General features: G+C 39.9%; 16 protein-coding genes. 13 read left to right on the forward strand and 3 right to left on the reverse strand.

Translation table 11 applies throughout. The annotated features are described in order from the left end of the window. The first annotated feature begins 217 nt into the window (after positions 1 to 217). The 8 genes from JXQ92_RS10070 to JXQ92_RS10105 all read left to right on the forward strand — a co-directional run bounded on the left by JXQ92_RS10070 (position 218) and on the right by JXQ92_RS10105 (position 10,433). A complete protein-coding gene (locus JXQ92_RS10070) occupies positions 218 to 3,526 on the forward strand; it encodes an amidohydrolase family protein (RefSeq protein WP_421986489.1) in 3,309 nt (1,102 codons plus the stop codon). 65 nt (positions 3,527 to 3,591) lie between these two features. Continuing rightward, positions 3,592 to 4,680, forward strand: coding sequence for a serine hydrolase domain-containing protein (locus JXQ92_RS10075; RefSeq protein ID WP_421986490.1), 1,089 nt, complete (start codon positions 3,592 to 3,594; stop codon positions 4,678 to 4,680). A 3-nt stretch (positions 4,681 to 4,683) separates the two neighbouring features. Then, complete coding sequence (locus JXQ92_RS10080; protein WP_421986491.1) at positions 4,684 to 4,980, forward strand: hypothetical protein; 297 nt, start codon at positions 4,684 to 4,686, stop codon at positions 4,978 to 4,980. Between the two features lie 100 nt (positions 4,981 to 5,080). Continuing rightward, positions 5,081 to 7,372: a tetratricopeptide repeat protein gene (locus JXQ92_RS10085; protein ID WP_421986492.1), complete on the forward strand. Its 2,292-nt coding sequence runs from the start codon at positions 5,081 to 5,083 to the stop codon at positions 7,370 to 7,372. A 56-nt stretch (positions 7,373 to 7,428) separates the two neighbouring features. Beyond that, a complete protein-coding gene (locus JXQ92_RS10090; RefSeq protein WP_421986493.1) occupies positions 7,429 to 8,085 on the forward strand; it encodes a hypothetical protein in 657 nt (218 codons plus the stop codon). A 131-nt stretch (positions 8,086 to 8,216) separates the two neighbouring features. Next, on the forward strand, positions 8,217 to 8,408 hold the full coding sequence (locus JXQ92_RS10095; RefSeq protein WP_421986494.1) for a hypothetical protein: 192 nt from the start codon (positions 8,217 to 8,219) through the stop codon (positions 8,406 to 8,408). A 42-nt stretch (positions 8,409 to 8,450) separates the two neighbouring features. Further along, positions 8,451 to 8,801, forward strand: a complete 351-nt coding sequence (locus tag JXQ92_RS10100) for a hypothetical protein (RefSeq protein WP_421986495.1) — start codon at positions 8,451 to 8,453, stop codon at positions 8,799 to 8,801. A gap of 171 nt (positions 8,802 to 8,972) precedes the next feature. Then, positions 8,973 to 10,433, forward strand: a complete 1,461-nt coding sequence (locus tag JXQ92_RS10105) for a S41 family peptidase (protein ID WP_421986496.1) — start codon at positions 8,973 to 8,975, stop codon at positions 10,431 to 10,433. A gap of 8 nt (positions 10,434 to 10,441) precedes the next feature. Here JXQ92_RS10105 and JXQ92_RS10110 read toward each other — a convergent pair whose 3' ends face one another. Then, entirely contained in the window at positions 10,442 to 11,779 is a 1,338-nt protein-coding gene (locus JXQ92_RS10110; protein ID WP_421986497.1) for a M24 family metallopeptidase, read from the reverse strand. A 188-nt stretch (positions 11,780 to 11,967) separates the two neighbouring features. Between JXQ92_RS10110 and JXQ92_RS10115 the strand changes: the two genes are divergently transcribed. Together JXQ92_RS10115 and JXQ92_RS10120 are read left to right on the forward strand one after the other, a co-directional pair. Then, complete coding sequence (locus JXQ92_RS10115; protein ID WP_421986498.1) at positions 11,968 to 13,533, forward strand: aryl-sulfate sulfotransferase; 1,566 nt, start codon at positions 11,968 to 11,970, stop codon at positions 13,531 to 13,533. A gap of 19 nt (positions 13,534 to 13,552) precedes the next feature. Beyond that, a complete protein-coding gene (locus JXQ92_RS10120; protein WP_421986499.1) occupies positions 13,553 to 14,338 on the forward strand; it encodes a glycoside hydrolase family 16 protein in 786 nt (261 codons plus the stop codon). Between the two features lies 1 nt (position 14,339). Here the strand turns inward: JXQ92_RS10120 and JXQ92_RS10125 are convergent, their stop codons facing one another. Together JXQ92_RS10125 and JXQ92_RS10130 are read right to left on the reverse strand one after the other, a co-directional pair. Further along, positions 14,340 to 16,697 carry an FtsX-like permease family protein gene (locus tag JXQ92_RS10125; RefSeq protein WP_421986500.1) on the reverse strand — a complete coding sequence of 786 codons (2,358 nt, stop codon included), beginning with the start codon at positions 16,695 to 16,697 and terminating at the stop codon, positions 14,340 to 14,342. 134 nt (positions 16,698 to 16,831) lie between these two features. Next, entirely contained in the window at positions 16,832 to 19,063 is a 2,232-nt protein-coding gene (locus JXQ92_RS10130) for a Tex family protein (protein ID WP_421986501.1), read from the reverse strand. Between the two features lie 151 nt (positions 19,064 to 19,214). Here JXQ92_RS10130 and JXQ92_RS10135 point away from each other — a divergent pair, with 151 nt between their 5' ends. From JXQ92_RS10135 to JXQ92_RS10145, 3 genes are all read left to right on the forward strand, one after another. Further along, positions 19,215 to 19,757 (forward strand): pyridoxamine 5'-phosphate oxidase family protein, encoded by a 543-nt coding sequence (locus tag JXQ92_RS10135; RefSeq protein ID WP_421986502.1) that lies wholly within the window; start codon positions 19,215 to 19,217, stop codon positions 19,755 to 19,757. A 132-nt stretch (positions 19,758 to 19,889) separates the two neighbouring features. Beyond that, positions 19,890 to 20,495: a hypothetical protein gene (locus JXQ92_RS10140; protein ID WP_421986503.1), complete on the forward strand. Its 606-nt coding sequence runs from the start codon at positions 19,890 to 19,892 to the stop codon at positions 20,493 to 20,495. Between the two features lie 97 nt (positions 20,496 to 20,592). Continuing rightward, positions 20,593 to 23,439 carry a M16 family metallopeptidase gene (locus tag JXQ92_RS10145; protein ID WP_421986504.1) on the forward strand — a complete coding sequence of 949 codons (2,847 nt, stop codon included), beginning with the start codon at positions 20,593 to 20,595 and terminating at the stop codon, positions 23,437 to 23,439. Positions 23,440 to 23,492 lie beyond the last annotated feature (53 nt).

Genomic DNA, 23,492 nt, shown 5'->3' on the forward strand with positions numbered 1-23,492 from the left:
CGTAAATACTACAATACTGGGACTATTAGTCCATTATTGGGATGAACCGATTCGCATTCAGATGTAAAATCCCTTTCCGTTCATACCTTCCGCAGCGTCTCAAAGGTCATTATAATTTCAAAAGCGCAAATAAGACCAAACCTCTCATCCCAAAGTAGTTTGCCAACTGATGATATCCATTTACATTCATAACCATTCGTTTGACTAACCAAAAACTATGAAAAAATTATTATTGGGCTGCCTGATGGTACTGCTATGTACATCAGCTTATGCCCAAGACACCTCAGGCAAAAAAGACTCAGATAAAAAGAAGAACAAAAATCTACCCCTCGAACCTGGAAGAACTTTCGATTTCGACCTTAAAGAGGGTTCATGGATTGCTTTGGACGTAAGTCCCGATGGCAATTCTATCGTTTTTGACTTTCTAGGTGACCTATATACCATTCCTATGAAAGGTGGTGATGCCACGCGAATTACCGAAGGCATGCAGTTCGATGCACAACCGCGCTACAGCCCAGATGGTAAAAAAGTCATTTTTATTTCAGATGAATCCGGAGGAGAAAATGTCTGGACAGTAGACTTAGACTCAAAAGAGAAAAAGCAAATCACTAAAGGAAACAGCAACCGTTATCAAGGTCCAGAATGGACGCCCGATGGAAAGTATATGATTGCTTCGAAGCAAGGCGGAGGCGGGTCTCACAAAATTTGGCTTTACCATGTAGATGGTGGATCTGGAACAGCCATGGTGAGAGAGCCACGATCACTGAGAATGTTAGAAGGTGCGTTCAGCAATGATGATCGCTATATCTGGTTCTCTAGAAGAACGGGATCTTCGACATACAATGCACCCATGCCGCAGTATCAAATTGCAAAATATGATAGAGTAACCGGCGAAATGATTACCCAAACTTCAAGATATGGTTCGGCATTTCGTCCTACCCCAAGTCATGATGGCAAATGGTTAGTTTATGCAACAAGACATGATACGCATACCGGTTTAATCCTAAGAGACCTTATTACGGGTGACGAAAGTTGGTTGGCCTACCCTATTCAGCATGATGATCAGGAATCGAGAGCGTCTAGAGATGTATTGCCAGGTTTTTCTTGGACACCGGACGATAAGCACATTGTAATTTCTTATGGTGGTAAATTTCACAGGATCAATGTTGCCTCTAAAAAAGCGACAGAGATTCCATTTCGTGTAAAAAGCAGTATTGACTTAGGCCCAGAGTTAGACTTTGATTACCCAATTTCTGATGATGCACAATTCACCATTACGCAAATCAGAGATTTAGCGCCTTCGCCTGATGGCAAAAAAATGGCTTTCACGGCCTTAAACGAAGTATACATCGTTGATTTACCAAACGGAACGCCTCAAAAACTTGTCGATTTGGACGAAACTCAAGCAGAGCCAGTTTGGTCGCCCGATGGTGAATGGATTGCTTTTGTTACTTGGCAATCGGCGGGTGGAAAAGTCTATAAGGTTAGACCAAACGGCAATAACTTAACACAGCTAAACCAAGAAGACGGCGTGTTCCAAAGCCCAGTTTGGAATAACGATGGTTCTAGAATTGTATTAATTAAAGGTCAATCTGAAGACTTCAGAAATGCTTTACAAAGAACAGCGTTTAGAGGTACGAGCGATTTAGTGTGGATTTCTTCTGAAGGTTCTGGTAACAATTTTATCAGCTATACAAACGGGCGCTCTAATCCGCACTTTGTTAAAAATTCAGATCGAATTTACCTGTCGAGCTTCCGCGGTTTACTTTCCATACGCTGGGATGGAACAGATGAAAAAGAGCATGTTCAAATAAGAGGGAAAGCATCAGCAGGTTCGTCAAATGCGCCTCGTGCTTCTTGGATAGAAATGGCCAGAGAGGGTGATCAAGCTCTAGCTGCAATCGGCACGAATATTTATGTAGTGACCGTGCCTCAGGTAAGCAATACGGCGCCTACCATTTCAGTGGCAAACGCCAAAAACGCTGCATTTCCATCCAGACAACTGACCGATGAAGTTGGTGGACAATTTCCGGCTTGGGGATGGGACAATAATATGGTACACTGGGGAATTGGCAATGCTCATGTTATGTATGATTTGGGTGCCGCCAAAACCTTTGACGAAGAAAAAGCCGCCGCAGCCAAAGCAAAAAAAGACGCTGATAAGGAGGATGAGAAGAAAGAAGAAAAGGCTGATAAAGACAAAAAAGATGAACCTAAGAACTACACTCCTGTTGAGCGCAGAATAGAGATTAAGGCAGATAGAGATATTCCTAAAGGCTCAGTTCTATTAAAGAATGCTCGGGTTTTAACCATGAACAACAATGAGGTACTTGAGGGTACTGATATTCTGATCGAAAACAATAGAATTAAAGAGATCGGCAAGAATATTTCTGTTGGCAGACGCGTGAAAGTAATCGATGTAACGGGTAAAACTATTGTTCCCGGTTATGTGGATATTCATTCTCATTTCCGTCACCCAGTCAACCTACACAGAGGTCAGTTCTGGTCTTATTTGACAAACTTGGCCTTTGGTGTAACTACGACTAGAGACCCACAAACGGCTACTACTGACGTATTGACTTATGGCGATTTAGTAGACGCTGGAAAGCTTATTGGCCCGAGGATTTATTCAACTGGCCCTGGAATTTTCAGCGGAGAGAACATTAGTAGTTTAGACCATGCCAGAAAGGTAATGAAACGCTACAGTTCTTATTACAACACCAAAACAGTAAAAATGTATGGCGCAGGAAACCGTCAACAAAGACAATGGATCATACAGGCGGCTTTTGAACAAAGCATAATGCCTACTACTGAAGGTGGCTTAGATTTCAAGAATAACTTAACGCAAGTTATTGATGGTTATCCGGGGCATGAACACTCCTTCCCGATTTTCCCTTTATACAAAGATGCCATTGAGTTAGTAGCATTTTCAAGAACGGTCTATACACCTACGCTATTGGTGGCCTATGGCGGGCCGTGGACAGAAAACTACTTCTATGCTACGGAAAACCCACATGGCGATGCCAAACTAACGCACTTTATGCCGCACTGGAATCTTGATTCTAGAACACGTAGACGTAATGCAGGTTGGTTTATGGAAGATGAATATGTTCATGTAGAACAATCGACTTTTGCGAAAGATTTAGTGGAAGCTGGCGGTCGTGCCGGTGTTGGAAGTCATGGTCAGTTACAAGGACTTGGCTACCATTGGGAACTTTGGGCAGTACAGTCTGGTGGTATGGATGAGTACGATGCGCTTCGAGTGGCTACCATCATAGGTGCGGAAGCCATTGGTTTGGAAAACGACCTTGGTTCTATTGAAGTCGGCAAATTGGGTGATCTTGTAATACTGAATAGTAACCCTTTAGACAACATTAAAAACTCTAAGGACATAAGCCATGTCATGTTTAATGGTAGGCTTTATGAAGGGAATACGTTGGATGAAATTCATCCTAAGCAGAAAAAGATGCCAAAGCTTTGGTGGCAAGATTATGCACCAAAAGGTGTTCCAGGCATAAAAAAGTAATTGAATTAACACTTATTATGAAGGCATCATTGACTAAGTAATGTCAATGATGCTTTTTTATGACCATGAGACAGTTATTCTTCTTATTACTCTTTACTTGTTATGGGACAATTGGCCTAGCACAGGCTAGTTACACCTATGAAAAACCCAATATGCTTGATGATGGCTGGATAGTAAATAGCCTTGAAGAACGAAACGTCAACGCTTCACTTTTCGAACAATTCATCAATGCTTTGAATAAAGAAAAGCATGAGCTACACAGCATACTTTTGGTTAAAGACAATGAGTTGCTCTTTGAAAAGTACTTCGGAGATAATTCGGTGAATAAACAACATGACTTAAGGTCGGTTACCAAGAGTATTACAGCTCTTCTTATGGGTATCGCAATAGAAAAAGGCTTTGTTAAAAGTGTTGACGATCCAGTGGCCAAGTATTTAGAGGAATTCGGCAAAGCAAAAAATCCTGACGCTCGAAAAGATCAAATAACGATTCGAAACTTCTTAACCATGAGTTCGGGAATGGAATGCAACGATTGGAACCCCAAGTCGAAAGGTCAAGAAGACAAACTCTATAAAAAGAAGGACTGGATTCAGTTTATGGCCAACTTACCTATGGCGAACGAACCGGGCGAAGCATCGACCTATTGTACAGGTGGTACGATATTGATTGCTGAAATCATTGAACGATCTTCAGGCTTGGCCCTTTCTGAATTTGCCCAAAAACACCTTTTTGATACTATGGGTATTGAAAATTTGAGTTGGGGTCACACCAATAAGAAACCAGTAATCTCTGCAGGAGAAAGGCTCTACATGACCTCACGCGATATGGCCAAACTAGGTCAGCTTATGCTCAATAAAGGAAACTGGCAAGGCGAACAACTCATTCCCAAAGAGTGGATTAAAGAAATAGCATCTCCTAAAACCAAAATCACAGGTTTAGACTATAGCTACCTTTGGTGGCAACTACCTTTTTCCAAGAATGACGAAAAAGTACCCACAATCTGCGCAACGGGTAATGGCGGACAGTATATTCTTACTTTTCCAAAGCAAAAAACAGTCGCCATATTTACAGGAGGCGCTTATAATTCACCAAACGACAAATTACCTTTCACTATCGTGAATAAGATTATCTTACCATCGATAAACGACAATTAAAACATGGTTTCACGTCAATGGAAATGTATTTTGAAGGAGAACGAGTATGATCGTTACATAGACTTTCTCCAAAATAAAGTACTGAACAAGGCACAGGAACTTCCAGGATTTATCAAATCGGAAGTACAGAAAAGGAACACAGACCAAGGGCTAGAATGCCTTGTAATTACTGTTTGGAAAGACCATCAATCTATAGAAGCTTTTGCTGGAAAAGATATTAATAAAGCAATGGTTCCCGAAGAAGCGCAAAAAATGATGCTTTCATTCGATCAAATCGTTCTTCACTACGATATCATATAATCAAAGCGTAAAGATCATATGGGGACTTGTAAAACTTTGTTTTACAAGCAATAAGTAGTTAATTATAGTCTAATTAACCTTATTCTACCAAGACTACCGCGTGAACCTATCTAAGCTCACATCAGAACTCAAAAGACGTAATGTTTTTAAAGTAGCCACGGCCTATGCAGTAACTGGCTGGTTGTTAATTCAAATCGCCGTTTCAATAGAAAAACCACTCTCTCTACCCGACTGGTTGGACACCGTAATTATCCTTACTGTCTTAATCGGTTTTCCGGTGGCATTAATTATTGCTTGGGTTTACGAATGGACGAATGAAGGGCTTCAGAAAACAGATATTGTTGATACTGAAACTTCAATTACTTCGACAACCGGAAAGAAGCTTAATCGAGTTATTATTTCCTCGCTTACGGTATTGATTGTTTTCCTATTGGTGGAACGCATCTTCTTTGTTGGAAACTTCTTTATAGAGGAAAAACCATCCGTGGCAGTACTGCCTTTTGTAAACCAAAGTACTGATCCCGAAAACGCCTTTTTTGCCGATGGCCTTGCCGAAGAGTTACTAAACGAATTAGCCCATGTAGAAGGCCTTAGAGTGATCGCCAGAACTTCTTCCTTTAGTTTTAAAGACAAAGACCTTTCGCTTAAAGAAATTGCGGATAAACTGAATGTTGATCACATTTTGACAGGGTCAGTTCGAAAAAGTGGCGATCAGCTTAGAATTAGCACAGAATTGGTCAAAATTGAAGATGAAACCAGTATATGGTCTCAGGCATACGATAGAGAATCGAGTGATATTTTTGACATCCAATCCGAAATAGCCAAGTCCGCCATCAAAGAATTAAGAGTTGAATTGCTCCCACAAGAAGTGCTAGCACTTGAGGATAAACCCACAAAAAATGCAGCGGCCTACGAACTTTACCTCAGGGCAAATCAAATACGTTCGAATGCAGCAGATACACTCCAATTAGAAATCGAACTCTTAAATCAAGCGATCTCCCTAGATCCAGAGTTTGCCAAAGCCCATGCGAGTTTAGTCCTCTCCTATGATTTACTGAATCAGTATGGAAATTTTCCATATGATCAGACTTTAGAGAAAATGGAGTATCATGTAAATGAAGCACTAAAGCATAGCTCCAATGATCCAGACGCCTATAGAGCCCGGGCATGGTTTGTCAGGAAAAACTTCTCTCTAGGGCCAAGTCGATTTAAAGAGGTAATAGAAGACTTAGAAAGGGTAGTCGAATTAGTCCCTAATCATGCTTTAGCTTTTAATGACCTTCAAATTTCATTGCGCGATCAGAACAGAATCCTAGAAGCAGACTCTGTTTTACTAATTGCTTGGGAATTAGATCCACTGAATAAAGCCATTACGCATAATGTTGCTGGCCTTTATGCCAACCGAGGAGAAACTGAAAAAGCCATAGAAATAGTTGAAGAGGCCTTAGTAGAGCATCCAAATTTTGCACCGCTTTATACTCAAATGATCGGTTTTATGAGAAACTCTCCTTATGGAAGAACCGAGCGAGCTTTTCTGTTGGCACACGAGGCCAATAAAAGATTCCCAAAAGACGTGGGTTTACTCGATAAGCTTGTAGAATTATCTCAAGCACTTGATTTACCGCCCGTTTCCGAAAAATATCTTAGCCAATTTATAACGCTGTACCCCGAGAATTTTACGGCTATGACTGAAATGATTTCCTCAAAGTTTTATCAAAAAAAATACGATGACATTCTAATTTTTACTGAAACGATCCTACAACGCTTTGGTGAAGTCGCGGCAAGACCTATGGCTAATTTGGGCATTGCGGCACATTATCAAAAAGGTGATTATGACCGCGTCATTGAATTAATTGATGAGTTTTTCCCTGAAGTGTATGATCTAAAGTTAAGTCCTGATCAAATTCAAGATGCACAAAGTCATGATGATTTATCGGCTACTATCAATATTTATACTTATATCCTCATTGCTCAAAAAGATAAAAGAGCCTCTGACTACATTGAAAAAGTTGGACAGCATATGACTTATCATGACTCCATTGCGGATCGTCGCCGTGAGACCAGGCGTAAAGTGTTTTCCGAACTCATAGTCGAGGAAAATAAAGTTTCAGTCAGCAGATTATTTAGCCAACTCAATCTCGCAGCTATGAAAGGAGAAGTTGGCGAAGCTGTTGCGCTTATTGATGAATTATATTTTGGTCGGCGCGCATACGCCAACGCATTCATTGACTTGCAAACTGATCCCGTTTATGATCAAATCTTCGATTCGACACCATTTCAAGATATATTAAGTCGTATTAAGGATGACGTAAAAACGAAGAGAAACGTCGTGATAGAATTTCTAAAAGAGCAAGGCGAATGGCAGGAATCTTGGACTGCCCAACTTAATTAGTAATGCTAAATTTCCTCAGAAAACTTAGACGCCCACACTTAACCGGCCTAAATGAAATGAAAAGAACAAAATACCTTAAGTATGCCCTAGGTGAGATTATTCTTGTTGTGTTGGGCATTCTAATCGCTTTGAGTCTTAATAACTGGAATGACCTTCGGAAAGCAGGTATAAAAGAACTGGGCTTATTGAAAATGGTTAAAGAGGAAAATACCTACAACAAAACCTTTCTTTTAGAGGACGAGGGGCTCTATAGTGATAAATCATTGAACATAGGGAAGCTTTTGAATGTGCTAAACCAACCAAGAAGCCCTGAGGTTGACAAAAAAACGGAGGACTATTTCTTAAACATACTCCAAATGGGCATTTATAACTTCCCAACTGAGTACCTGAATAGATATATCAATAATTCAGAAAATGATTTAAGCGAACTTACTAGCAGTATGGTGAGTCTAAAAGACAACCTTAATTCGCTAGAAAAAGCCTCGGAATTCAGCTATGACTATCAATTAGAAAAAATATGGCCCTTTATTGAAAGGGCATTTGATATGGTCAATGGTGAAATGATAGACTATGAAGTCCTTAGAGACCCAGTATTTATGAATAGAATTGTGATATTAGGTGAAATGTCTAATGGCAATTCTAGTAGCCATGAGAATACACTTTCAGAAGTAAATCGAATCGATTCGTTAATCACAATTAGGTTAAAGAGGTAGGAAAAAGCAGTTACAGTCTTTAACCAAAATCAATACTCAACCTCTTGATCTCATTTAACTATTGCATGAAAATGGTGAAAGGATTGAAACTTTATTAACTTAGTTTCAACGCCACTAAAAGGAAGAATACCATGGGATTATTTTGGGACCTTATCCAACAGAGTCAAATTGAAGAACAAAAAGATAGAGCCAGTACATTAGAGGATCGAGTAGCGTATTTGGAAAGAGAGTTGAGAGACACACAAGAACTTTTAGTCAAGACGCTTAAAGCTTTAGAGCAACACCTCGGCAAAGATATCGATGGAGACGGTGTGGCAGGTTAGCCAACGTCTCTTTTTGTTCAAGTATTCCTAAATACTAATTTCATGGCTGCAACTCCCCCGCCTGAAGAAAACTTAAAGCAATTCCAATATGCTGTTTCCTTAGTACCAGAAATGGAATTAAAAGGAAAAAATATGTGGTATACCTCCATGAATGGAAACATGTATACCTACATGGGCAAGGAAGGAATTTTAGGAATTAGACTTGGCAAAGCAGAATATGAAGCCTTTCGAGAAAAATACAAAGTTGGAGACTTAAAGTCTTATGGTGCCGTTATGCGAGAATATGTACCCTTACCTCAAGAATTATTCGAAGAGGAGGAGACGCTCAAAATCTATATGGAAATGACGCATGCCTATGCGAAGACCTTACCTCCAAAACCGACAAAAAAGTAAATCCTAGAACACATTTCATTTTTAACCTGTTTCACATCGAAACAGCTATTTGTTTCAATATGGAAATAATGAGGGTCAGTGAAAACTAAAACTACTTCTAACAAACTGACTATCAGCAATTTTTAAGATCTGGCACTGGATTGGTAAACACGAGGTTAAATCAAATACCTCATGAAACAACAGTACTCAAAATTTAAGCTCCTCTTACTTACACTTTCCGTATTTATGTTCAACGCTGGTGGTTTTGCGCAATCAGATTTTGATGTTCAAGCCATGCAAGAAGACTTTAGTGTTTTTAAGAACTCAATTCAAGATATTCACCCAGGGTTATATTGGTATAGCGATTCAACAGAAGTAGCCGAGAGGTTTAGCAAGATAGAATCGAGTATAAGCCCAAGCTTATCTAAAAAAGAATTTTATGCCTTACTTCAAGAGTTCTATGCAGCGATCAACTGTGGTCATTCTTGGATGGAAACACCTGCCTTTTGGCGCAATACATTTAAGTCAAACCCTTATACCCTGCCCGTCAATATCTATTTTGAGGATTCTGCCTTTACCGTTATTCACGATTTAACACCAAACCGATCGATCCCAGCCGGATCAACGATTACACAAATCAATGGTGAACCTTTGCAAGAAGTCTATGATGGACTTTTAAAATATGCCCCTTCAGATGGCTTTAATTTGACGAAACGTAGAAGTTTTGTGGCTTGGAACTTCAGCAGATTCTATCAGACTTTTAATACACCTACAAATACCTTTGAGATTGAGTTTATAGCCCCCAATACTCAGCAAGTAGAAAGAATCACGGTAAAAGGCTTAACAGAAGCAGAGCATAAGGCCTTACAAAAAGAACGGTACCCGAAGAAAACCGGTGGATCAAACACACCATTGGCCAGCTTTAAAATGATAGAGGATACTGGCTATTTAGACATCAATACTTTTGCTCGAGGTTGGCTTAAATCCAATAAAATCAAATACAAAAAGTTACTCAAAGAAACTTTCAAGTCGTTGAAAGAGAACAATGTCGAAAAATTGATTTTAGACCTACGCGGAAATGGTGGTGGTTCAGATGTTTTTGGAGCTATTCTGTGTCAGTATTTACTAAACGAAGACTTCAAATACTTCGACCGAATGGAAACTGTAACGAGTAAGTTTAAATATAAAGACTACTCGAATACGAAGTGGTTCAATACGATTGGGGTACTTTTTAAAAAGGATAAAAAGAAGCCTGGATACTTTACTTTCAATTACCATAAACCATTGGGCAAGCAAAAACCTAGAAAGCATTCGTTCGAAGGAGAACTCGTTATTCTCACAGATGGCAATACTTTTTCGACTTCTGCCGATGTCGCGGCTGTTTTACACTTTAATAAGCGAGGTACTTTTATAGGCCGAGAAGTAGGTGGGGGTTATTATGGCAACAATAGTGCCTTGCAATATCAAATAACATTGCCCAATTCAAAAGTCACCTATTATATACCAGTTGTAAGATATTACTCATCTGTTTCGAACGCTGACTTTTATGGTCACGGTGTAAAACCTGATATTGTAGTCAAAAAGACCTATGATGACTATATTCTAGGTAAAGACCTTGCGATGGAAAAGGCCATAGACTTCCTAAATCGATAAAGAGCTGATTATTTGTTGCCTATTAAGATCAGTTCCTCTTGGGGGGCAATCAAATATTCCGCACCATTCGCAGTAACCACAGCCATTTCCTCCACGGAAATGGTTTTTTCTGTTCCATCGGCTCTTTTCCAAGCATGAAAGCCATCGAAAGCGAAAGTCATTCCTTCTTTCAGGAGTTTCGCGGAAGATGGACGAATTCTTTTTGACATCCCTCCGCCTAAGCTTGGACCGACATCATGTGCCACATAGCCTACGGGGTGCCCTGTGCTCCAAGGCACAGGTTCAGACTTCGCCGCTTGCATCAATAATCGTTGTGCACGATCCACGCTCGCTCCATTTACGCCTGGTTTCATTGCGGCTAGTGCTGCTCTACTCCCTGCTTTGCTACTTTCCCAATAAAACTGAATATCGTCGGGAGCAACAGTTTCACCTTCTTCTAAGACATAGGCAAATCGCTGAATATCGCTTACCCAGCGGTCGTATAATTTAATTCCGAAGTCTATCTGGATAACATCGCCTGGCATAATGACTTTATCCGTGGCGTGCGAGTGGCCTCTGTCAGGTCCAGAATTTACATTAGGATTCTGATCTGGTGCCCAACCATCGGTAACCCCGTAACTAGCCATTTTTTGTTTAAGAAACTTAGCAATGTCGGCATCTGTAGATTTACCCGGCACCACTTGTTCGTAGGCTTCTACCTGCCAATCAGCGGTTAGTTGCGCAGCTTTTCTCAGTATTTCTACTTCTTCGGGTAATTTGATAGACAACCACTGGTAGATCAATTCTGTAGACGATACCAACTTGTCTACATCGTTACCCAACCGTGATTCGATAGACTGTCGCTGTGTATATGATAAGCCATCCGCCATTGAATTCGACGAGGAGGAATTGATCGCTATTTGGTCAAATCCACGCTCTTTAATAAAGTCAATGGCCATTCCTACTGTAGAAGCTCCTCTCACACTCACTACTTCATCGTGGATATCTAAATCATCCAAAGCAGTAGATTCGCCCGATGGCGAGTAAACCTTTGAATGAAAACCTTCACTATCCATGTAAAACAGGAAGGCAGCAGTTCCGCCAGCATTTTCGCCACCTACATGTGGTGCAATTGGATCATTATTATTCTCTCTGCATACCACCAACCAACAGTCTACATTAGCGGCTTTCATGGCACTGGGAAGCAATTTATTAATCCTTGATTTTCTGATTTCTGGCCATGGATTATCTCCCCAATATGCTTCCGTGTCGATACTAGAGTTGCTTGTCGTATTCACTGTGCAGGATACAAATGAAATCACAACGAAAAGGAAAGCTATTTTATTGATTATTGGGCGTAAGGTCATAGTCGATGAAGAATTGTATTCAGTCGTAAACTAATCAACAAAATCATCTTCTCAGAGTAAATCTAGACGTGCTTGATATAAACTTTTTTAGTTGAGCATAACCATTTGAACGAAAAGGAAAGGTTTTTTCACTAATCAGTTGATTTAAAGTCTGTTTTGAGTGATCTTCTCCTGTCAATTACCATTCTATGAAACAGCTTACACACAGAATCTTACTTTTAACTTCCATTGTTTTTCTTTTTCAGGCTTGTAAAAGTGACGACACTGAGGAACCTGGCTTACAAACTGGTAGCACCTTTACACAAGCACAGATTCTTTCCCAAACGATTATTCAAAACCCATCTGGGTTTTCTCCCTTAGCCTCTAGCCTCATTATGTCGACCGCTATTCCAACACGAGCCACAATTCGGGTGGTAGGAAAAAATGGCCCGAATTCTGATGTCGTAAAAGAATTCCCAGGTTTTAGAACTGGTCATAACCTAACCATACTGGGCCTTTATGGAGGTTACAATAACACCGTCGAATTAACACTGCACGATGAATCGGGCAATGATTTGGGTACAAGTGCCATCAATTTAGAAACGGCTCCATTAATTGCAGACTTACCTGCCAATATTGTGATTAACACCAATAAAGCAGCCAAAAAGGAAGGGATGACGCTAGTGAGTTATTTTGGACATAATGGTAACCAAAGCCCACAACGGCCTTTCATTTTCGACGAATTTGGTGATATCCGATGGTATCTGACATTTGAAACGAGTAATGCTTTAAATAACCTCTTTTATGATAATGGTATCGAGCGGCTGGCTAATGGAAACTGGTACTTTGGCGATCGGAGTTCGGGAAGAATTTATGAAGTGAATATGCTGGGTGAAACGATAAATACTTGGGATTTACCCGGTTATTCTTTCCATCATCAAGTGTTGGAAAAACCCAATGGCAACTTTATAGTAACGGTGAATAAAAACGGCCTCAGCACTGTTGAAGATCACATTATTGAGATAGACAGGCAGACAAAACAGATTGTAAATGAATGGGATTTTAGGCAATCTTTAGAGCAAACGCGTTTTGCGATGACACAAGATCAAGTCGATTGGTTTCACATTAATGCGGTGGAATATGACGGTTCGGATAATACGATCATTGTGTCTGGAAGAACGCAGGGACTAGTTAAGGTAAATGATCAAAACGAGGTTGTGTGGATCATGGGGCCTCATAAAGACTGGGGTACCTCAGGAAATGGTGTTGATTTAAACACCAAGTTACTGACACCATTGAACAGCGCGGGGCAGGCTATCACTAATCAATCGATCCTAGATGGTTCTGAGAATGATCCATCATTTGAATGGAATTGGTATCAACATGCACCTCAAGTATTGTCAAGTAATGACATCATGCTTTTTGACAATGGTGATAATAGAAATTTTTCGGGTACTGGATCTTACAGTAGAGCCGTTCATTATCAAGTCGATCAGACTAATATGACCATTCAGCAAATCTGGCAATATGGTAAAGAAAGAGGGCAGTCTACTTACTCGAGAATTGTTTCTGACATAGATTATGATTTTATGACAAACCATGTTTTCTTCTCTCCTGGCGCCGTGATTAACAATGGAAATTATGGTAAAGTGGTGGAGTTAAATTATTCTACAAAGGAAGTAGTTTTCGAGGCTACGATATTTCCGCCAATTGCCGTTTTCAATATCACTTTTCATCGGACGGAACGCTTGAGTCTTTATCCGCCTGAAAACTAAGTTCTCTGGCTCATTCGACATGAATTACGATAAACTTTCGCTCGAATTTGAGGACGATTTTCAAAGTGGTGAGCTTAACACGGAAAAATGGTTGCCTTTCTATTTACCACAATGGAGTTCTCAAGAAGCTACTCGCCCGAACTTCTGTTTTAGAGCGGGGCAATTGGTCTTAAAAATAACGGACGATCAAAAACCATGGAGCCAAGAGTTTAATGGTAATGTAAAAGTGTCGAACCTTCAAACTGGGGTTTACTCTGGGCCTCTTGGAAGCAAACTTGGCCAACATCGGTTTGCTAAAAACCTTATAGTACGGGAAGAGCAACCTTTACAAACTACTTATACACCTCAGTATGGCTATTTTGAAATAAGGTGCAAAATTCCAAAAGTGGGTATTGACAATGTTTTTGCACTTTGGATGATCGGTATAGAAGATCAACCTAATCGTTCTGCTGAAATTTGCATCGTTGAAATAATTGGTGCAAAACAACCTAAAAAGGGTGCTAAGGTTGGCTACGGACTTCATCCATTTGGCGACTCTCAAATCGAAGATGAATTCTATGAAGATGAGTTTGATCTAGATGTGAAAGACTTTCAAACCTATGCAGTAAATTGGACGCCTGAGTTTGTTGAATTTTTCATTAATGGCAAGAAAGTAAGAAGAGTTCATCAGTCACCTGACTATCCTATGCAGTTTATGCTCAATATTTATGAAGTTCCTGTGCCTAGCCATAACCCTAAGGATAATACATACCCGAAAGAGTTTATTATCGGCTATATCAGAGGTTATAATCACAAGATAAATTAGATCATTCTTCTCTCAGTGCATCTACAGGGTTTATTTTACTTGCTCTGAGCCCTGGGTACAAAATCGCTATAGCAGAAAGTACAAACATGATAACTATTGTGGTTATAATGAGAGAAGCTCCGATCTCAATTCTATACTGATATGCGTTTAACCATTCGCTAGACAAATTATATGCTACTGGAATGGCAATTGCGGCAGCTATCCCTGATATCCAAAGAATCGGGTTGCCAATCTGTAATAGAATATTGAGCAACCTAGCACCGATGGCCTTTCTAATACCGATTTCTTTACGCTTTTGATCAGCGTAATGATAGGTAAGGCCAAAAATACCGAGCGCTGCTATAACAACGAGTAAATAAGTAGCCCACTGATAGAATCTTCCTTTCTGGGCATCTTCAGCATAGTCGTTTTCCATTACTTCTGTTAATGCGCGATAATTGAACTGATAACCTGGATACAATTTATCCCATGTGGCTTCTAAAGCCGGAAGCATAGCTTGTACATTTCTGCCTTCAGTTTTCAAGGAGAGGTTATAATAACCCGGCCCTTCATTTTTTAGCAAGACTATTGGTTCGATCATCTGTCGCATAGTAGCATAATGGTAGTTCGATATCACCCCGCCAACAGTATACTCAATGGTAGAACCTCTTTGGGTAAAATCAATTTTCTTATTTAGAATCTCTTCCGCACTCGAATACCCGAAAGTCTTCACCGCTTTTTCATTAATTAAGACTTGGTTCCTACCCTCAGTAATATTCGAACCTGCAACCAACCTCAACTGATTAGTTGCCAAGAAATCTTTATCTATATAGTTATAGTTTACAAGCATACTCACTGCTCCTGTGTCTTGTTCAATAGAGAATTGTGCTTTTCCTTTTTCGCCAAAAATAGACGATTGGGAAACTGTCGCTGACTGAATACCTGCTACACCTTGAAAAACAGTCTTTACCCTCTGAGCCTCTTCATAAGTAGGTACATTAAGCGAAACGTTGAGCAAACCTGCTGGCTCGTAGCCCATATCTATGGCGTCTATGAACTTTAGCTGTTTGGAGATAACCATGGCACTTAGTATAAAAAAGCCTGCCAATGCAAACTGAAGGCCGATAAGGCCTTTACTAATAAAGGCTTTTGAGGTAACCGATTTTCTTGCGACTAGATTATTGCTGGAAGTCTTTAATAATATCATAGATATGGAAAGGGAAACCATCCAAAAAACAACAAAAAGCGCTAGCAAAAGAAAGGGTAAGCTTTCTGAAGCCAACCAACCTGTAGTTAAAGTCTGACCAGTATAGGCTTCAATTTCGATTAATAGCAGATGAATAGAAATGCCAGCAATGATAAAGGACGGCAGTAATAGCAAAGCTGACTCAGACATAGTTTGATAGAGCTTATTCAGAAAAGACTGCCCTAATGCTTTGCGAATAGACAATTCTTTTGTTCGCTGTACCGCCAATGCCATCTGAATATTGAAATAATTGATGACGGTGGATAAGAGAATGAAAGTTGAAAGAATTCCTAAGATCCATAAAGTACTGCGATCATGTTTCTGCCCTAAATCAAACTCCAACCCTCTCCTAAAGTGCATTTGACCGTATTCCTCCACTTCATGCTTTAGCACGTCAAAGAGTCCATCTGGCAAATTAGATTCATAGTATTTACTGATCTTTTCGTTTAAAACAGTGGTTTGAACATTCCCGCTGGTAACAACAAAAGTATTGAGGTAAGGCATTATCGCACCGTGATTCCTATTGTGCCTTGCTTCTATTAAATCAAAACTTGCAAGGTATGAAGGTCTAAAAGACACATTTGTGGGATAGCTCTGATAAACACCAGCCACCAATAGTGGTTGAAGACCCGTTTCAGCTTGAACATTTAAAAGCTTACCGATCGGATCTCTATCTCCAAAAACCCTGTCTCTTGTAGCACTACTAATCAATATTTGATCACGAGAATCGGGTAAAACACCTTGTAATAAATCTACTCTAAAGCCATTGTAAAATGTAGAATCGACATAAGTGATTGGTTCATTCGTAAGAATATCCTCATCATTAATGAGTGTGGCTGGCATAGTTCTCATTCGAATTACTCCTGTAATTTCAGGTATGGCCTCTGTTAAGTTCTCAGCGCTTATGACAGAGGTAGATGCAAAATGCCGAGCACCGCTAGGCAGATCTAGGCCAACAGACATTCGATACACATTGTCATTTTGATGATACTTATCAAAATTCAAATCGTGCATTAAAATGGCCAAAAGAAGAATAGCTCCAGTTAAACCGATGGTAAACCCAAAGGAATTAATCAGGGTTGGGGCTTTATATCTTTTAAGGGACTTATACGCGTGCTTGAGGCTTGGTGTCATAAGATTTGGCTTTAAACCACAATCTAATCAGACTTCATTAAATAAAAAACTAATTATATAGTTGAATAACTAAATAAGCCATTGACAGATATCTAAGTCATTGCATAATGAAGAAATAACAAAAATGAACTAGCCTAGTTTCCGAACTTTCCTTTTAGAGCGGCAAGTTTAGAGGCCATGTCGGTTTCCGGCCTTTTTTCCTTCTTTTGCTTCTGAGCCCTTTTAGGTTTTGGCTTTTGCCCTGTTTTCATTGAAAGAGAAATGCGTTTTCGGGCCACATCAACATTCATAACAGTTACTTCCACCTGCTGTTGAACTGAGAGAATATCTGCGGGGTTACTTACATAAGTATCGGACATTTCGCTAATATGAACGAGACCATCTTGATGAACACCGATATCGACAAATGCGCCGAAATTAGTAACATTAGTCACAATACCGGGTAGTTTCATGCCTTGCCTAAGGTCTTCTACATGATGGACATCATCGGCAAAACTAAAGGCTTCGAATTTTTCACGTGGATCGCGACCTGGTTTTGCTAATTCAGCAATTATATCATTCAACGTCGGGAGCCCCACTTTATCTGTTACATAGCGCTGAGCATTTATTTGCTTTCTCAATGCTTCTTTTTCCACTAAATCTTTCACTTCGCAATTCAAATCTTTGGCCATCTGCTTTACCAAGGCGTAAGACTCTGGGTGTACTGAACTACTATCTAATGGATTTGAGGCATTCCGAATTCTCAAGAAACCTGCCGCTTGCTCGTAAGCCTTATCTCCTAGCCTAGCAACATTCTTAATGGCCGATCTATTCTTAAATGGACCATTTTCATTTCTATAGTCTACAATATTCTTGGCCAACTGTGGCCCTAAACCTGATACATAAGTGAGCAGTTGCTCTGAAGCGGTATTGACTTCTACACCTACTGCATTTACACAACTCATGACCACGTCATCCAAAGATTTTTTCAATGCTGACTGATCTACATCATGTTGGTACTGCCCTACGCCTATTGACTTAGGATCAAGCTTAACAAGCTCAGCCAGAGGATCCATCAGTCGTCTTCCTATTGAAACTGATCCTCTTACTGTTACATCCTCATTTGGAAACTCATTTCGAGCAATTTCTGAGGCAGAATAGATAGAAGCGCCACTTTCGTTTACCATAACGACAAGTACTTCTTTGGGCAATCCAATCTGTTGCACAAAAGCCTCTGTTTCTCTACTGGCGGTACCATTTCCAATGGCAATAGCTTCCAACTTATACTTTTCTACCAGGTGTGATACTACAGCACCAGCTTTTGTAGTTTGCTTTTGAGGTTCATTAGGGAAAATTGCCTCAAAGTGAAGCAGTTTCCCTTGTTTATCAAGACAAACCACTTTACAACCTGTTCTAAAACCAGGGTCTATCGCCAAAACACGTTTTCCTCCCAATGGCGCTGCCATTAGAAGTTCCTTTAAGTTTTTAGCGAAAACGTCAATAGCTTCTTCGTCAGCTTTCTTTTTAGAAAGCATACGTAATTCTGTTTCCATTGAAGGGCTTAAAAGTCGTTTATAACAATCACGAATTGTCTCTTTCACTTGTGCCGAGGCCGGCCCATTTCCTTTCAAATACTGTTTATCTAAAAGGGCAATAGCATCTTCCTCAGCTGGGAGTAAATCCAACATTAATAGCATTTCAGCCTCCCCTCTTCTCATAGCCAATACTCTATGCGATGGCGCCTGATTCAGTTTTTCTTCCCATTCAAAATAGTCTTTGAACTTTTCCGCTTGCTCCTCTTTTCCTGAGAAAACTCGGCTCTTTATAGTGGCCGTTCGCTGAAACAACTTCCTCATTCGTTCTCTTGTCTCAGCATTTTCATTGATTTGCTCAGCAATAATATCGCGTGCACCTTTCAAGGCACTCTCAATATCTTCTACCTCTTTTTCAGCATTGATATACTTTCTTGCCTCCTCATCTACATTTTTAAGCTCTTGCTTGAATATCAGCTTGGCCAAAGGCTCTAACCCCTTTTCTCTAGCCATTGTGGCTCGAGTTTTTCTCTTGGGTTTATAAGGCAAGTATATGTCTTCTAACTTAGACATACTCTCCGCATGCTGTACTTCCCGTTCTAGTTGAGGAGTTAATTTCTCCTGATCTTTCAGCGATTTCAAAATGGCTTCTTTCCGCTTGTCTAGCTCTCTAAGTTGAAGCACTCGATCTCTAATATTAGCAATAGCAACTTCGTCGAGACTACCAGTCATTTCTTTTCTATACCTAGAAATAAACGGCACTGTTCCGCCTTCATCGAGCAACTTTATGGTATCAATGACTTGCTTTGACTTAATATTGAGTTCGGATGCAACTACCTGAGCGTGATTTGACATACTGATCTTTCAAAAAATTGGTGAACAAAAGTAAATAAAGGTAAGAGGCGTCAAAATGCTTTCTACACTTTTTTCAACTGAAGAATATGAAGTCTAGGGTGCTTTGAGTTTATAATTATCCCTAAATTTCAGCATAGCATAAAAATCTATTATGGCGAAGTTCTTCGATCAACTTGAAGCTCAGCATATTGAGTTTATAAAAGCACAAAAAATATTCTTTACAGGTACCGCTGCGCAAGATGGGCGTGTTAATGTTTCTCCAAAAGGAATGGATTCATTAAACATCATTAATCCTAACCAAATCAGTTGGCTCAATTTGACAGGCAGTGGCAATGAAACTGCCGCACATTTAAAATTGGTCAATAGAATTACGCTTATGTTTTGTGCTTTTGATGGTAAACCTTTAATTCTTAGGGTATACGGAAAGGCATGCACCATCCATAAGCAAGACTCGGCATGGAATGATTACTTTAATAATTTTGGTGATACCGCCGGCGCCAGAAATATTTTTGTTATCGATATAGAATCTGTCCAAACCTCTTGTGGTTTTGCAGTACCACTAATGGAATATCAAGAAGACAGGCAAATATTAACCGATTGGGCTAACAAAAAATCCGATGACGAGTTATCCGATTATTGGAAACAAAAAAATGTAGATAGCATAGATGGTTTCCCAACGGGTATTTTTGAGTAGTGCCATTTGGCTAAGTGTATTACCTCCTTAAATTGTTTTAAATCTGACATGTACCTTAGGATATAAACCGCGTTATACTTATCGATAAAAGGTTTTTGTATTAACTTGCACAATTATAATTCATACAACACCATGAAAAAATCTGTTCTACTTTCCCTACTAGTTTTATTCGCTTTCAGTTGTTCTTCAGACGATGGAGATGGTGGTGGCGGAGATGGAACTGCCCCATTCATTATTATGGGAAATACGACTCAGTCTACCGTTAGTTACAATACTGATATTACAAGTATCGATTTTGAAATGACTACGCAAAGTGGTGATTCTACGTTTTTTGAAGCGAATTTAGATGTTGATGCCAATAACTCAACTGATATCCGTTTTCAAGTAGTTACTTGGACTGACAATGTTGTTTTGAGCGTTCGTTCTACTGGTTATGCTATTACTGCTAGCCAAGATCAATTCGAACTTATCGGTTCTGATGTTTCTCTTGAAAGTTTGGTGCTCTTCCCAGCGGGAACGGAGATTAATAACAGCCTCACTGGTTTCACTACGGCAACTGAATTATTCCTTGGTCATTTCTTAAATGGTCAATTAACTACCAGTAGTCAAAGCGTATGGAATGGTGTGGCTTACTTGCCATTTACTTCTGCCACTAGAACGGGCTGGGTAGGCCTAAATGTTGTTGCCAATGGCACTGATATTCAAAGCATGGGCATCAATACAATTGCCTTAAGATAAATCTATTACCACATAGTATTTTTTAATCTGAATTATTCTGTCATTGTGCTCGACGGATTAATTGTCTATACTCGAATGTTTCTTAAACAACCTACAAATGCAAAAAATTAAATTAAGTCTATTCGTCGCCTTTATTGGCTGCGCTTTGTTATGGTCTTGCCAAACAACTGCTCCAACTGATCAACCTGAGTTTAAAGTTGATTACGAGAAGTTCACCCTCGACAATGGTCTGGAAGTAATTCTTCATGTAGATAAATCAGACCCAGTAGTTGCGGTAGCACTTACGGCCCATGTAGGTTCGGCCAGAGAAATTGAAGGTAGAACTGGTTTTGCTCACCTTTTTGAACACCTACTCTTCTTAGAGTCTGAAAACTTGGGCAAAGGTGGTCTCGATAAAATGAGTGCAAGAATTGGTGGTTCTGGTGCCAACGGATCTACAAGCAGAGATAGAACCAATTATTTCCAAACGGTACCAAAAGACGCCTTGGAGAAAATGATTTGGGCTGAAGCCGACAAACTAGGCTGGTTCATTAACACAGTCACCGACCCTGTATTAGCTAAAGAAAAGCAAGTAGTAAAGAATGAGAAACGTCAAAGTAATGATAACCGTCCTTATGGACACACTTCATATGTAATTGACAAAGCGCTTTACCCAGAAGACCACCCATACAACTGGCAAGTGATTGGATCTTTGGATGATCTTCAAGCAGCCACCCTAAACGATGTAAAACAGTTCTTCAGAAGGTGGTATGTACCTAATAACACCACATTAGTTATTGCAGGTGATTTCGAAACGGCGCAAGCCAAAGAGTGGGTTATTAAATACTTTGATGAAATACCTAAAGGTCAAGAGATTTCGGACTTACCGAAACGTGCTGGCGTAGTGAATGAAAACATCAAGCTTTATCATGAAGATAATTTTGCCAGACTCCCCGAACTGACCATGGTTTGGCCAACGGTCGAGTTATACCATCCAGATTCATATGCTTTAAATGTATTAAGTCAGTATTTGGCCAGAGGAAAGCAGGCGCCATTCTATCAAGTGTTGGTTGAAAACGAGCAACTCACCTCTGGCGTAAGAATGGGTAATCGTGCCTCTGAGCTAGCTGGACAATTTCAATTGTCAGTGAGAGCATTTCCAGATAAAAACTTAGATGATGTGGCTGATGCTGTAGGATCGGCATTTACAAAGTTTGAAACGGAGGGTATTCCTCAAAAAGATTTAGATAGAATTAAAGCAGGTCAAGAAACTGCATTCTACAATGGCCTAAGCAGTGTGCTAGGAAAAGGCTTTCAACTAGCACAATACAACATCTTTGCAAAAAACCCTGGTTTTGTAAAAGAAGATGTAGAAAACATTTTGAACGTAACAGCTGATGATGTTACGCGCGTTTATAACAAATACATTAAAGACAAAAACTTCATTGCTACGAGCTTTGTACCAAGAGGTAGAGCGGCCCAAGCATTGAGCGGTTCTGTGAAAGCTAATGTGGTTGAAGAGAAAATAGTACAAGGTGCAGAAGAGCGATTTGATGCCTCAATTCAGGCTGAATATAACCGTACACCATCCAGTTTTGATAGAACACAAGAGCCACCTTATGGTGACTCGCCTAATGTGGCCATTCCACAAGTATGGAAAGCCGACTTAGACAATGGCATGAAGGTGCTTGGTATTGAAAACGATGAGGTTCCTTTGGTACAATTTAACTTAACCATAAAAGGAGGTCTTCTACTTGATGATCTCAATAAAGTGGGTGTAGCAAATCTTACAGCTAATTTGATGACTCAAGGCACCAAAAACAGAACGCCTAAAGAACTTGAAGAAGCTATCGCTCAACTTGGTGCTTCTATCAATGTATTTGCTGGTACTGAAAGCATATCAGTTACTGGAAATACACTTAGAAGGAACTATGAAAAAACAATGGCGTTGGTCAAGGAGATTTTATTAGAGCCTAGGTGGGATGAGAAAGAGTTCAACCTAAAGAAACAGAGTATTGTTAGTAGTATCAAACAACAAGAAGCCAATCCGAATGCCGTGGCCAACAATGCTTACAACATTCTTATCTATGGAAAAGACAACATTAGGTCTAAGAACATTCTTGGTTCAGAATCATCTGTCAATTCCATTACAATTGATGATTTAAAAGGGTACTATGAGCGCTTTATCTCTCCATCTATAGCGACTATGCACGTTGTCGGAGATATTAGTCAAACAGATGTTTTGAGCTCTTTGAAGCCGATCGAAAGCGGTTGGGCTACGAAAGCAGTGAACATTCCTGTTTATAATACCCCATCAGCGCCAGATAAATCGCAGGTATTCTTTTATGATGTGCCAGACGCAAAACAATCAGTTTTGCAGATTGGCTATCCAGCAATGGCTGCCACTGACAATGATTATTATCCCGCAACTGTGATGAATTACATTCTAGGTGGTGGCGGTTTTGCATCGCAGCTTACCCAACAGTTAAGAGAAGGCAAAGGCTATACATATGGTATTCGTTCTGGTTTTTCTGGTAGTAAGGATGCGGGTTCATTCAACATTTCAAGTGGTGTAAGAACCAATGTCACCTATGAATCGGCACAATTGGTGAAAGACATCCTTTCGGATTATGGAAAGAACTACTCTGAGCAAGATTTAGCAACTACAAAAAGCTTTTTGATTAAGAGTAATGCAAGGGCTTTTGAAACCGCCGGCTCTAAGTTAAATATGCTTCAAAACATTAGCAGATTTGGCTGGGAAGATGATTATGTAAAGGATCGTGAGGCTATCGTTCAAAACATGACGGTTGAGAAAATTCAGGCACTCTCAGACAAATACCTCGACCCGGATAAAATGTTCTGGCTAGTTGTAGGCGATGCAAAAACACAAATGAGAAGACTAGAGAAACTAGGCTTTGGAAAACCAGTTCTTATTAATGAAATGGTTTCTCCTGAACAGAAATAGACTATTCATTACACATAAAAAAGCCTCTCCGAATATCTCGGAGAGGCTTTTTT

It is taken from the genome of Roseivirga sp., from assembly GCF_049099775.1.
Taxonomy (GTDB): Bacteria; Bacteroidota; Bacteroidia; order Cytophagales; family Cyclobacteriaceae; genus Roseivirga.

Bases quoted from the DNA above. Each gene is read 5' to 3' on its own strand.
- JXQ92_RS10110 (WP_421986497.1), bottom strand. From the start codon at position 11,779: ATGACCTTACGCCCAATAATCAATAAAATAGCTTTCCTTTTCGTTGTG.
- JXQ92_RS10120 (WP_421986499.1), top strand. From the start codon at position 13,553: ATGAATTACGATAAACTTTCGCTCGAATTTGAGGACGATTTTCAAAGT.
- JXQ92_RS10070 (WP_421986489.1), top strand. From the start codon at position 218: ATGAAAAAATTATTATTGGGCTGCCTGATGGTACTGCTATGTACATCA.
- JXQ92_RS10140 (WP_421986503.1), top strand. From the start codon at position 19,890: ATGAAAAAATCTGTTCTACTTTCCCTACTAGTTTTATTCGCTTTCAGT.
- JXQ92_RS10135 (WP_421986502.1), top strand. From the start codon at position 19,215: ATGGCGAAGTTCTTCGATCAACTTGAAGCTCAGCATATTGAGTTTATA.
- JXQ92_RS10130 (WP_421986501.1), bottom strand. From the start codon at position 19,063: ATGTCAAATCACGCTCAGGTAGTTGCATCCGAACTCAATATTAAGTCA.
- JXQ92_RS10145 (WP_421986504.1), top strand. From the start codon at position 20,593: ATGCAAAAAATTAAATTAAGTCTATTCGTCGCCTTTATTGGCTGCGCT.
- JXQ92_RS10100 (WP_421986495.1), top strand. From the start codon at position 8,451: ATGGCTGCAACTCCCCCGCCTGAAGAAAACTTAAAGCAATTCCAATAT.
- JXQ92_RS10105 (WP_421986496.1), top strand. From the start codon at position 8,973: ATGAAACAACAGTACTCAAAATTTAAGCTCCTCTTACTTACACTTTCC.
- JXQ92_RS10095 (WP_421986494.1), top strand. From the start codon at position 8,217: ATGGGATTATTTTGGGACCTTATCCAACAGAGTCAAATTGAAGAACAA.
- JXQ92_RS10115 (WP_421986498.1), top strand. From the start codon at position 11,968: ATGAAACAGCTTACACACAGAATCTTACTTTTAACTTCCATTGTTTTT.
- JXQ92_RS10075 (WP_421986490.1), top strand. From the start codon at position 3,592: ATGAGACAGTTATTCTTCTTATTACTCTTTACTTGTTATGGGACAATT.
- JXQ92_RS10090 (WP_421986493.1), top strand. From the start codon at position 7,429: ATGAAAAGAACAAAATACCTTAAGTATGCCCTAGGTGAGATTATTCTT.
- JXQ92_RS10080 (WP_421986491.1), top strand. From the start codon at position 4,684: ATGGTTTCACGTCAATGGAAATGTATTTTGAAGGAGAACGAGTATGAT.
- JXQ92_RS10125 (WP_421986500.1), bottom strand. From the start codon at position 16,697: ATGACACCAAGCCTCAAGCACGCGTATAAGTCCCTTAAAAGATATAAA.